We start from the raw sequence: 11881 nt of genomic DNA on the forward strand, positions 1-11881 counted from the left end.
TGCAAGAATTTCGAGCTTGAGTTCGCGGCACCCTCCGATGATCCGCTGCTCCGTATCCAAGCTCAGACGCGTTTCGTCCGATCAAATTCCGGCGTTACGGCGGACTTGCCGATCCGGGGTGTTTGGATCCGGGATATCAAGCGGCCCATGCCTATGAGATCGCCTATTCTTTTGCGAGTGCGTCCATGACCTCCCTGGTTGCTTGATATGCGAGCTCAACAATCTCATCGATCTCTGCTTTGGACACGACGAGAGGCGGAGCAAAACCAAGGATGTCTCCATGCGGCATCGCTCGAGCAATGAGCCCGCGATCACGAGCAGCTTTCGAGATGCGCGCGCCGACCTTTAGTTCCGGATCGAACCGCCGTTTTGTTTGGCGATCCGAAACATACTCGACTGCGCCAAGCAAACCCACACCTCGCACCTCGCCAACGATTTCCAGTTGGGCAAATCGCTCCTTTAGCCGCTTCTGAAAATACGCGCCGACATCCCTCGCGCGATCGCTTAGCCGTTCCTGCTCGACGATATCTAGGACTGCATTCGCGGCGGCTGCCGCGATCGGATGGCCGGAATAAGTGTAGCCGTGCGAGAATGCGCCGACGCGATCGGCCCCCTCTTCCATCACCTTGTAAACTTTTTCACCAACGATGGCTCCGGATAGTGGCATGTAGCCCGACGTCAACCCTTTCGCGACCGTCACAAGATCTGGCTCGATTCCGTAGAGCGTGCTTCCGAAGTCTGCGCCTGTACGACCGAAACCACAAATTACCTCATCGGCGATCAGAAGAACATCGTATCGATTCAGAACGGTCTGGATCGCCTGCCAGTAGCCTGCAGGTGGCGGTGTGATACCGCCGGTGCCGAGCACCGGCTCCGCAATGAAGGCGCCCACCGTCTCCGGTCCTTCCCGCACAATGAGCTGTTCGAGCTCGGCGGCCCGCCGACGAGAAAAATCCTGTTCCGTTTCGCCTGGCTCAGCGCCCCAATAGTGATGGGGGGCGCCTGTGTGCAGGATGCCCGGGAATGGGAGGTCCATGTGGTCATGGTAGAATGACATTCCGGTCATGGAGCCAGAAATCACCGAGCAGCCATGGTAGCCTCGTTCACGTGAGATAATCTTTTTCTTTTTAGGCTGACCACGCAGATTGTTATAGTACCAGACGAGCTTGGCCTGGGTCTCGTTGGCATCCGACCCGGACAGCCCGTAGAATACTTTGCTTGCCTTCCCAGGCGCCATTCGTACGAGGCGATCCGAAAGTGTGGCCAGCTCCTCGGTCGTATGGGCCGCATATGTGTGGTAATATGCCAACTTATACGCTTGGCGAGCGATGGCTTCGGCTACCTCGGTACGCCCGTAGCCGATATTTACACAATAGAGGCCAGCAAAGCCGTCGATATAGCTGCGGCCTTCTGCGTCCTGGATACGGATGCCATTCCCGCCAGTAACGATCGTCGGATCGCCAAGTTTGCCGCTGGCGAAGTCCTTGAGCTGGGTGAAAGGATGCAAAACACTTGAGCGATCCCGTTCGGCAATGGTTTTGATGTCCATCATCTTGTTTTCTCCTAAGCGGCCAGATCGCCGAAGCAGACGTATTTAAGTTCCATGTACTCCGCTAAGCCATGCCGCGATCCTTCGCGACCGAGCCCAGATTGCTTCCAGCCCCCGAACGGAATGGGCGGCCCGGTGAATGAAGCTGTGTTGATACCGAGCATGCCGCATTCGATTCGCTCGGAAAGGCGCATCGCGCGACGTAAGTCGTCCGTGTAGATGTAGCCGGCGAGCCCCATCTCATTTGCGTTCGCTCGGGCAATCACCTCTTCTTCGGAATCGAAGGGAAGTACGGCTGCGACTGGGCCGAAGGTTTCCTCGCGAGCGATAAGCATGTCCTCGGTAACTTCGCTGAGAAGTGTCGGAGCAACGAAATTGGCACCCAGAGCACCCTGTTTCCCTGAAACAAGTCGCGCTCCCTTCTTGATCGCGTCATCGATTTGAGATCTGCATTTATCGGCAACCGACAACTTGGTCATTGGCCCAATATCAGTTGTCGGATCAAGACCATGTCCGACTTTGAGTCGAGCCATCGCTGCGGCGAAAGCGTCAACGAAGGCACTATAGATGCCTCTTTGGACATAGATGCGGTTGGCAGCCAAACAATCTTGGCCGGACGTAGCAAACTTTGCCGCTATCGCTCCCTGGACGGCCTTAGCTAGATCGACGTCGTCAAACACCATAAAAGGGGCATGTCCGCCCAACTCGAGCGACACCTTCTTGAGGCTCTCCGCTGCTCCCTCAAGAAGCAGGCGGCCAACTGTCGTAGAACCCGTAAACGAAAGCGCCCGGACTCTCGTGTCACTTAACAACGGCGCCGAGAGATCGATTGGATTTCCAACGAGCACCTGAAACACGCCGGGCGGGAACCCGGCTTGCTCGGCCAGCCTAGCAAGGGCAAGCGCAGAGAGCGGTGTTTCTGGGGCAGGCTTCACAATGATAGGACATCCGGCGGCAAGAGCGGCGCCCGCCTTCCTCGTGATCATGGCAACAGGGAAATTCCACGGCGTGATTGCGGCGGCGACGCCAATGGGCTGCATTCGCACTTGAAGCAGGCTGCCTGCCTTGTGGCTCGGGATCGTTTCTCCATATGCCCGCTCCCCCTCCGCAGCAAACCACTCAAGGAAGCCAGCTCCGTAAGCGATTTCCTGGCGCGCTTCTGCGAGAGGTTTGCCCTGTTCGCTCGTCACCAGAATCGCCAGCTCGTCGGCGTGCTCAAGCATCAATGAGGCCCAAGACCCAAGAATGCTTCCCCTCCGTGCCGGCAATAATTCTCGCCAAGCTTTGAAGGATCGCTCAGCTGCAGCGATTGCCACCTGCATTTTGGCGGCGCCGCAACGAGCAACATCTGCGATCTGTTCCCCGGTAGCAGGGTCGATCACACGATCTCGCTCTCCGTCAGCCATCCAATGACCGTCGACGAGGGCTGCTCCCGCGAGGAAATCGCGACGCTGCAGAGTTTGGAGATGACGGGTGGCGAGTCCAATTGGGTGCGGGCTTTCATGCCGCGTCATTTGAAACGTCATTTGTGGGTACCGCACCGTCAATTGTTGAAATAGTCCATGCATTCAGGATAGTGGTAATGCACAGAGATTTGCGTCGCATTTCCCCGCCGGTCGGAGGAATTCCTGCAACACCCGCGCGCTTTGCGACGGAATGCACCTGAAGGCTGGAGCACCATTATGCAATATGATCGGATTGACGCCCGCATCCTGGAAATTGTGCAGAAGAATAATCGTCTAACGTCAGAGGTCATCGGCGAAATGGCCGGCCTTTCGGCAACGGCCTGTCAGCGGCGTCTAAAGCGATTGCGCTCCGATGGAATAATCGAGGCCGATGTATCGATTGTTTCGGCTAAAGCCGTCGGGAGGCCAATTCAAATGCTGGTGCTGGTGAGTTTGGAGCGCGAGCGTTCGGACATCATCGACAAGTTCAAAAAGGCGATTAAATCATCGGTTGAGGTCGTAAACGGTTTCTATGTCACGGGTGATGCTGACTTCGTTCTCTACATTACCGCCCGCACGATGGAGGATTACGAGCAGTTCACGCGGCGCTTCTTTTATGAGAACTCGGACATCAAGGGATTTAAGACCATGGTGATAATGGATCGGGTAAAGACGGGGTTTGCTATTCCGATCGAACCTCCGTCGGAAGACTGAATTGTAGGTGCATCTTTCCCTCCGCTTGTGAGGCGTTCTTATCGCCCAACTATCATACAGCTCCTGAAGCACGCCACCTTCGCGGCTTGTTCGCGGTGTACTCTCTTGTGGGTGCGATCGGACTCAGTAGGCGCCGGTCCAACCTTGATCCCTCGCGCAACTTTCTGATCGCACCGCGAAGGAGAGGAAGTGGGGAATGGTCAAGCGCCGATCGTGTCGAAGAATCGCTGCAGCAGGAGGCTGACCAGGAAGTGAGCTGGCCGAGTAATATCTCTGGCAGTCGTCACCTGGTCTTGAAAAAAAGGGGCCACACCAAAAGCGTGGCCCCTCAAGTCAGGGAGGAAACGCCCCCTAGGGAGGCCTCTGGGATCAGGCCGCAGCCTGTTCGATCGGTGAGAACGGCAGCCCCAAACTGTCCGCGACGGCCTTATAGGTTAGCCGTCCTCGATAGACATTCAGGCCTGCACGTAGATGCGGATTTTCAAGAACGGCCGCAAACCCTTTGTTGGCCAGGGCCAAGCCAAAGGGAAGGGTCGCGTTATTCAAAGCGTGGCTTGAAGTAAGCGGGACCGCGCCAGGCATATTAGCGACACAGTAATGGATGACGCCGTCAACCTCGTATGTGGGTTCGGCGTGGGTTGTCGCATGAGAGGTTTCGAAACAGCCGCCCTGATCGATCGCGACGTCGACGATGACAGAGCCTTTGCGCATCGAGCTCAGCATTTTACGACTAACGAGCTTGGGGGCGCTTGCGCCTGGCACAAGCACAGCGCCAATGACGACGTCTGCCGCGAAGACTTCTTCTTCGACGCTGTTGATAGTCGAGTACCTGGTACGAACGCGTCCCTCGAATACTTCATCGAGTTCTCGCAGACGCGGTATGGAGCGATCGATGACGGTGACCTCGGCGCCAAGACCGACGGCCATACGCGCGGCATGTGTGCCGACGACTCCACCTCCGATCACGACAATGCGAGCAGGTTGAACACCGGGAACGCCACCAATTAACAGGCCGCGGCCACCTGTGTATCGCTTCAGTGCCGTTCCGGCCGCTTCTATCGCAAGCCGGCCCGCGACCTCACTCATCGGCGCAAGCAGCGGGAGCCCTCCTTGCGCATCAGTAACTGTTTCGTATGCGACCGCGGTGCACCCAGACTTGAGCAACCCGTTAGCTTGCTCCAGATCGGGAGCCAGATGCAGGTACGTGAAAAGGATTTGGTTCTCTCGCAGCTGCACCCATTCGGAAGGCTGCGGCTCCTTGACCTTTACAATCATCTCGCTGGACGCAAAGACATCACGAGCGGAGTTGAGAACTGTCGCACCGGCCCGGCGGTAGTCATCATCAGTCGAACCGATGCCTGCGCCGGCATTCGTCTCGACCAGAACGCTGTGGCCAGCGGCAACATATTCGCGTACTGCTCCCGGGGTGAGGCCCACGCGGTACTCGTGCGTTTTGATCTCCTTGGGGACACCCACCTTCATCTACTATCTCCTTGCTAGATGCGTATCTTGTAATCAGAAAGCCGCTACAATCGGTCTTGCTTGAGGTGAAGAAGGCGCCGAAATCCGGCGAACTTTGGTGCCTCTACGCAGGAATCCAGAGAGCAAAAGACACTCAAGATAAGGCAGCTTGGTGGGTACAAATTGGTTAGACGGCATCCATTCGCCCGAATGCAGCGGGCGCTTAGGACCCAACTAAAAGAGGAACTTCGCTGCCGACCGCAATTTCAAAGATCGAAAGAAGGCGCTTCTTAGCAAAGCCGTTTGCGAGGGCCTGTCCGTCCAGTAGTAAGGACTGTGCCAGCGAAGGAGGCCGAATGAACAGGGTCAGAAGGATCGCGCCGAAGGAAAACAAAGCCGCAAAGAAGCACCTGAGCCCGGGATTTGCCGAGCTTGCACCTGTCTGGGGCGATCCGCGAGAATTCAACTGGCCCCGGCAGCACAATCGGTTCGACCCGCAGATGCGCGCATAGATCCTGCCAATTGTCGCGATGCGCGCAAGGCTGCGACCATTTAATAATCTTCGCCGGGCGGCCCTTCGGCGGAGTAGTTGGGGAGTGTGGAAAATGACCGCCAAAGCATCAGGGCTTGTTGTCCTTGCGTGCTTTGGTGGTTCTGGCCTACAGAATCGCCCACAAACAGTGATCGGTTGTGTCATTCGAAAGTGAGCGGACGTGACTCACTAGTTGCAGCTCGATCGCTGGTCGCCAACAGCATGACGTCGCGGGTCTTTGGAACACTTGCCTTTACGTAGCGAAGGGACTCGTAACGTCGCTCATCTTCTCTACCGAACCGTATGCGAATGAGCACGCACCGTATCTTCCAGAATTTTCTCAATCTGCTGATCAATGCGAACAACGCCGATGGCTTTAGCGACGCCTTGGCGGTCACGGGACGCGCACTTGAGCTGCCATGTTTGGCTTATCTGGGCTGGCCGAAGAGACGGGGCGAGAACGCGTTCGTGATCTCCACGTATCCCGCCAATTGGGTTGCGCATTATGTGCGCAATCACTATGAGCGCCTCGACCCCATTATCGAGCGTGCGCTGGCGACCACGGAGCCCTTTAGCTGGGACCACAAGGAGCCTCATAAATTGAGGTCTCCGGCGCAGCGAAGCTTGCTCGACGAAGGTGCTCAATGTGGGATCCGATTGGGCTTCACCGTTCCGATCCACAACGGCGCCTCGATGGCCGCCTTGACGTTTGCCACCGACCAGAATGACCGAGCATTTCAATTGGGCATTGAGCGCCGCTCGGAGGTCCTCCAGTTCATGGCCATTTCTTTCGACCGGCGCGTGCGGCAAAAGCTCTCTCATGAACTGGTGATCGCTAACGTTGAGCTCTCACGTCGCGAAATGGAGTGCCTCGACTGGGTCGCAAAGGGCAAGACCACATGGGAGATTGGGCAGATCCTGCAGATATCGCCAAATACCGTGAAGTCCTATTTGAATAATGCAAAGAACAAGCTGGGCGTGAGGACATTGGCCGAAGCGACTTCACGACTTGGCGCTGCTAAGGCAGTTAGGCAAGATTAGGGCCGCGCCGCCCCTCTAGTTGTACGTGGTGTCATTTGCACCCGGCTCCCCCATATAGTCGAAATCCGGACAGGAGGGGTCATGATTCAACTGATTGCCGAACCAGTTTACGGCGCGTTCTCCGAAACGCTAGCGGCCATGCACAGGCTGCGGCATCGCGTCTTCAAGCAAAGATTAGATTGGAGCGTTCACAGTTCCGGCGAGATGGAGACCGACGAGTTTGACGCGCTAGGTCCGGTATATCTCGTCCAAACGTCGGTCGAGGGACTGGTGCAGGGGTCGGTTCGCCTTTTGCCGACAACCGGCCCGACTATGATCCGCGATACGTTTCCGGTGCTCCTCGGAGGATGCCCTGCCCCATCGGATCCTCATGTGTGGGAGAGCAGCCGCTTTGCAGTCGATCTTCCTCCAGATGCTCCGAAGGCGGGGCATGGGCTTGCGAGGGCAACTTATGAGCTTTTCGCGGGTATGATCGAGTTTGGTCTGTCTCGACAGCTCACCAGCATCGTCACAGTCACCGACGTCCGGATGGAGCGAATTCTGAGGCGCGCAGGATGGCCGCTCGGCCGGATTGCATCACCTTGTGAAATTGGAAACACGCTTGCTGTCGCCGGCCACCTGGAAATCACGCTCAATGCTTTGGACAGGATACGTGCGGCCGGCGGACTCGGCGGCCCGGTTCTCTGGACTCCAGTCCTGTCGCATGCCGCCTGACCGCCGGCTTGTTGCCCGCAGAACTCATCCGACTTAGATCGCCGCAACTTGATTTGTAAATGCCTCCAATCGACCGCCTCGCCTGTCAAACACAGCGACCAATATCCAATCCTATAAGTTTACAACATCTGCGCGTTGCCGTGACCGTCCATGAATCTGGCAGCATCCGGAGCGCAGCCAAAGTGCTGGGGATCGAGCACTCGGCCGTTAGTCGGGCGCTCGGACGACTGGAATGCCTCGCCGGTGCCCCCTTGTTCGAGCGATCGAGATACGGGATGAATCCAACAGCCTCAGGTACGATATTCCTGAGGACGGCAAAGCTTATCATCGAGCAGGTCGATTCATTATCGAAGGCGACAGTCTCGACCCTGTCCAAGCGGGCGGATCACCTGGCTGTCGGCTTCTGCCCATTCGTCTCCGCAGGACGAATAGCGCCCACGATCGCCGAGTTTCAAAGCCGTTATCCGGCAATCAAGGTCGCGGTCCTTGAACGCGCCATGCCGAAACTCCTGATCGCGCTTCAGATGGGTTCGCTCGATATCGCGATCGCGCCAGAGGGCCTGTCGTCCATGCTGCTCACGACATCCATACCCGTATGGCGGGAAGGTATTCTCATCGCACTGACCTCCAATGATAAGCTAGCCCAGAACGAGAGGGTTTCCAGCTCCGACCTTAAAGGCAGGACCGTTCTCATCAGCCACGAGGATCCCGCAAGAGAAGTCGAAGATATTCTCGTCTGCAGACTTGCTGCTTGCGGAAACGGCGCCAAGATCGAGGCTTGCGACGTGAGCCGCGGCAAGCTGACCAGTCTCGTCAGCATTGGCCGCGGCGTCACGCCGCTATTGGCATCCGAAGCTCACGCCGGATTCCCAGGGGTGGTGTATCGCGAACTGCACGACGCAAGCGGACCCAGTCGGATCACAGTGTCAGCTCATGTCAGAACCGGCGATGAAAGACCCGTTGTGGCCGACTTCCTCGCGCTTCTGAGAGAATGTTATACTTCAGGAGGGGAAGAGCGGGCTTGACGTTTTGATTTCGCAAAAGCCCGATCTGTCGCCATGAAGCGCGCCAACATCGGGCCAATGAGCTTGGCAGGCTCGACAGCCTGTCCGGTTTGCTTCGCCAGCACATCGGCATAGACGTGCAAATCCCGGTGAACATGGGCCGCGAGTTCGACCGTCATTTTGACCGGTCGATCGTCGACAAGCGCTGCGATCTTCAATTTGGGCATGCGGCTAGCCTCTATAAGGTTCAAGAATGAGGTCACGGTTGACCAGGACACGAACCGGGTATCCCGGGCGTATCGTCAACGTCGGTTGGATATTGAGACTGCGGCGGACCACTTGTTGGCCTGCCTGATTTAGCGAATCTGATGCACCGCGCCTGAGGGCACTAATGATTGCGCTGTTGCTGCTGCTCGCATCGGAACCTGCACCCGCTTCCGAGCCGACTGCCAGGAAGGTCGACAGTGCCGCCGCCTTGAACAGCTCACCCCAATGATTGTCGACTTGATCCTCAAGGCCGGCATAACCTTGCGGGTCTGTTCCGGGCTGGCGCTCCAGGACGATCGAGTGGCCGTTCGGCATGATCAGCCGGGTCCAGACGAGCAGCACGCGGGATTGACCGAAACTCACTTGGCTATCATAGATGCCAATCAGCCTGGCACCCTGGGGGATGAGTAGAAAGCGCCCGGTGGGCGTATCATACACATTCTCGCTCACCTGAGCCGTGATCATTCCGGGCAGATCGGAGCGAACGCCCGTGATCAAGGCGCCGGCAATAACCGATCCGGCCTGCACCACATAAGGTGATGGCGCTTTCACGACGCGATCGGAACTGGTGGTCCGCCGATCGGTCGTCGCATTTACGAAGGCGAGCTTCCGGTCCTGGCCGTTCTGGAGTGATCCGTCCTCGCTGCTCGGGATCAGCGAAGGACCATTGGCGCTAACTGCTTGTGCTCCGCTCGCAGCTGCTGTTTCCCTCACATTGGTAGAGGCGAACAGTCGGCTCACCCGAGCTGCCTCCTGCTCCTGATCGCGGCGTTGCTGCTCCTGATCGCCTGCAGCGCCTGGCGCGCCGATCTGGCCTTTGGCGGCCAGGATTGGTCTGCCGAGATCGCCGGGAAGAGGCGGCCCAAGCTGGGGGACAGGAGGGGTGACCTTCGAGTAGTCCGGCGGCAGCGCTGTGACGCTCTCAGCAACATTGTGACGGTCAGCCGGATAGAGCTCCTCGGAAGCGGCCTCACGCGGCCGCTGTTTCTGGAGCGCCCATGTTGCCGCGGCGGCGACCAGCACCAGGCAGAGCGCGGTTCCGGTCAGCAGCACCTTGCGAGACAAGCGGGTGACGCTCGGGTATTCGGGCCGGAGCCGAAACCCATCCTTGAGTTCACCTGTCTCCTGTTCGCCGTTCGGGGAGGTCCCATCTTCGCGGTGTTCTTCCGTCATGACGAAAACCTCCCGTCGGTGCGGACGATCCTGACCTTTTGTTGATGTTCTCCACCAAGCCGCAGTTCGGCAGCCGCAAACAAGCGGTCGACGATCAGGACGCTGCCATAGGTGCGATAATTGACGATTTCGCTCTTACCGTCAGGCCCGAGCACAAACAGCGGCGGCATTTCGCCTTGGACGATACCTTGCGAGAACTCGATGTAGACTTTTCGGCCGTCGTCGTAGGCTGAAACGGGACGCCAGGGCGGATTGTCCCCCTCGATCGCATACCGAAAGCGCCGCTGTGCAAGCTCTGGGAGCAGCGGAACAGGAGGCAATTGATGCCGCTTGATCCGACCTTGTGGATAGTACCACGCGACCGACGGCATGTAGGGCTTCTCGCGCGAGCGGAGCTCGAGGAGATAGGTGCGGCGATCAGTATTGATGACGAGATTGGTTTCGATGGAGGCGCGCGTCGGCTTGACCAGCACGTGCACCCTGCGCTCCTCGCCGCTGCCGCTTTCGGTGTCGCCGATGACCCATCGCACGGTGTCGCCGGCTGCGAGCGGGCCGGAGCCGGTCAACTGCTCCCCCTCCTCAAGAGCAATGTCGGTGATCTGTCCCGGCGCGGCATAAATCTGATAAAGTGCTGCGGGACTATAGCTGTAGATCTGTGCGGCGTTGAAATAGCCTCTCCGCCTAGGCTCGACGCGTGCCGCGCTGTTGGCGGTCTCGATCCGGTTGACCGGCTCGACATCCTCCTTGGCACCTGGCTTGCCGCCAAGCGAGGGCTTCCAGGATGGAGGCACATGCAGGGGATGCGGACGATCATCTGGCAGCGCCGCCGCCACAGGTAGCGGCGGCACATCTGTGTCATAGCTGATCTCGGGGGGAATGAAGGTCGAGCAGCCGCTGAGCATACAGCCAAGCATGACGGCTGCCGAAGTAATGCCCTTCTTCGTGGGCGCTGTCTTGAACTCGCGCGGGTATGCTTTCACTGCCCCAACTCCTTGGACCAATTGATCGAATTCACATAGATTCCGAGAGGATTTTTGCGCAGCCGATCGGCATCACGCGGCGTTCGAATCACGATGCTCAGGATCGCCGTCCATCGTTCAGTTGAGGCGAGCGAGCCGTTCTCGTAAGCGCGCTGAATCCATGCGACACGAAAGCTGTCGGGCGAGGCCCTTATGACGCTGGACACTTCCACCGAGACCTGCGCCTTGCCGAGCCTGGCGAACGGGTCGTTGGCCCTGGCATATTCATTGAGTGCGACGGCCCCGCGATCGGTCGTGAAGTCGTAGGCCCGGAGCCAGTTTTGCCGCAGCACGATGGCATCGGACGGCAGGGCGCGCACATCTTCAATGAACCGCGCCAGGTGCCAGGCAATTTGTGGGTCTGTCGGGTCATAGTCGGAACTCGCAGGCGAGACCCGCTGAGCTTGACCGAGCCGGTCAACCTCGACGATCCACGGTGTTATCGTTCCTTGTGTCGATTGCCAGATCAGCCCGCCGGCAAGGCTGCAAGACAGAGCAAGGCAGCCGAACGCCATCAAGCGCCAGTTCTTTGCCTGCAGGCGAGCCGAGCCGATGCGCTCGTCCCAGACTTGACCTGCCTTCTGATAAGGCGTGAATGCCGCCGGCGCGCGGCCGTAATGCGTTGCTGATCTCTTAAACATTGAACATCCCCTGAGTATCCCTCATCCATCGTCGCGAGCCGGCACCACGCGGCGTTTTGCTCATGTCGGCTGCTCGATGCGGATCACGCGCGCGAACACGCACAAGCACCGTACGATGGGGCAGCTTCTGCACCGCCGGCGGCGAATACTGCGACTGAGTCCCCTGACTTCCGGAAGCTGCGCCGGATTGCGCGGCAAAAGAGCCGAGCCCATTCCCGCCTTCGCACCCGCGACACCGAGAAGAAGAGGCCGTTGGCGCGGCGACGCGTCGGACGGAATCTGGCCATGGATCGCTTGCCAGATCAGAGCCGGTGTCAGCGT

11 protein-coding genes are annotated in these 11881 nt (G+C 58.3%); 4 read left to right on the forward strand and 7 right to left on the reverse strand.

Annotation, left to right across the window (positions count from 1 at the left end):
• Positions 1-163: 163 nt before the first annotated feature.
• On the reverse strand, positions 164-1552 hold the full coding sequence (locus ML401_RS38510) for an aminotransferase (RefSeq protein ID WP_285813021.1): 1389 nt from the start codon (positions 1550-1552) through the stop codon (positions 164-166).
• An 11-nt stretch (positions 1553-1563) separates the two neighbouring features.
• Positions 1564-3063 carry an NAD-dependent succinate-semialdehyde dehydrogenase gene (locus tag ML401_RS38515; RefSeq protein WP_285813022.1) on the reverse strand — a complete coding sequence of 500 codons (1500 nt, stop codon included), beginning with the start codon at positions 3061-3063 and terminating at the stop codon, positions 1564-1566.
• 168 nt (positions 3064-3231) lie between these two features.
• On the opposite strand from ML401_RS38515, the gene ML401_RS38520 reads away from it, so the two are divergent.
• On the forward strand, positions 3232-3708 hold the full coding sequence (locus ML401_RS38520; RefSeq protein ID WP_285813023.1) for an Lrp/AsnC family transcriptional regulator: 477 nt from the start codon (positions 3232-3234) through the stop codon (positions 3706-3708).
• A 369-nt stretch (positions 3709-4077) separates the two neighbouring features.
• Here the strand turns inward: ML401_RS38520 and ald are convergent, their stop codons facing one another.
• Positions 4078-5190, reverse strand: a complete 1113-nt coding sequence (ald, locus tag ML401_RS38525; RefSeq protein ID WP_285813024.1) for an alanine dehydrogenase — start codon at positions 5188-5190, stop codon at positions 4078-4080.
• A gap of 820 nt (positions 5191-6010) precedes the next feature.
• Here ald and ML401_RS38530 point away from each other — a divergent pair.
• The 3 genes from ML401_RS38530 to ML401_RS38540 all read left to right on the forward strand — a co-directional run bounded on the left by ML401_RS38530 (position 6011) and on the right by ML401_RS38540 (position 8481).
• Complete coding sequence (locus ML401_RS38530; protein WP_285813025.1) at positions 6011-6742, forward strand: LuxR family transcriptional regulator; 732 nt, start codon at positions 6011-6013, stop codon at positions 6740-6742.
• An 81-nt stretch (positions 6743-6823) separates the two neighbouring features.
• Positions 6824-7456: an acyl-homoserine-lactone synthase gene (locus tag ML401_RS38535; protein WP_285813026.1), complete on the forward strand. Its 633-nt coding sequence runs from the start codon at positions 6824-6826 to the stop codon at positions 7454-7456.
• 59 nt (positions 7457-7515) lie between these two features.
• Positions 7516-8481 (forward strand): LysR family transcriptional regulator, encoded by a 966-nt coding sequence (locus ML401_RS38540; RefSeq protein WP_285813027.1) that lies wholly within the window; start codon positions 7516-7518, stop codon positions 8479-8481.
• Here the strand turns inward: ML401_RS38540 and ML401_RS38545 are convergent.
• The 4 genes from ML401_RS38545 to trbF form a co-directional block, all read right to left on the reverse strand.
• A complete protein-coding gene (locus ML401_RS38545) occupies positions 8451-8687 on the reverse strand; it encodes a DUF2274 domain-containing protein (RefSeq protein ID WP_285813028.1) in 237 nt (78 codons plus the stop codon). The two genes, ML401_RS38540 and ML401_RS38545, sit on opposite strands and share 31 nt — an antisense overlap.
• A gap of 4 nt (positions 8688-8691) precedes the next feature.
• On the reverse strand, positions 8692-9900 hold the full coding sequence (locus tag ML401_RS38550; RefSeq protein ID WP_285813029.1) for a TrbI/VirB10 family protein: 1209 nt from the start codon (positions 9898-9900) through the stop codon (positions 8692-8694).
• On the reverse strand, positions 9897-10814 hold the full coding sequence (gene trbG / locus ML401_RS38555) for a P-type conjugative transfer protein TrbG (protein WP_285813405.1): 918 nt from the start codon (positions 10812-10814) through the stop codon (positions 9897-9899). The genes ML401_RS38550 and trbG overlap by 4 nt, the downstream gene beginning before the upstream one ends.
• Before the next feature lie 62 nt (positions 10815-10876).
• Positions 10877-11560, reverse strand: coding sequence for a conjugal transfer protein TrbF (gene trbF, locus ML401_RS38560; protein WP_285813030.1), 684 nt, complete (start codon positions 11558-11560; stop codon positions 10877-10879).
• Between the last annotated feature and the right edge of the window lie 321 nt (positions 11561-11881).

It is taken from the genome of Bradyrhizobium sp. 62B (assembly GCF_030272265.2).
In the GTDB taxonomy this organism is placed as follows: domain Bacteria; phylum Pseudomonadota; class Alphaproteobacteria; order Rhizobiales; family Xanthobacteraceae; genus Bradyrhizobium.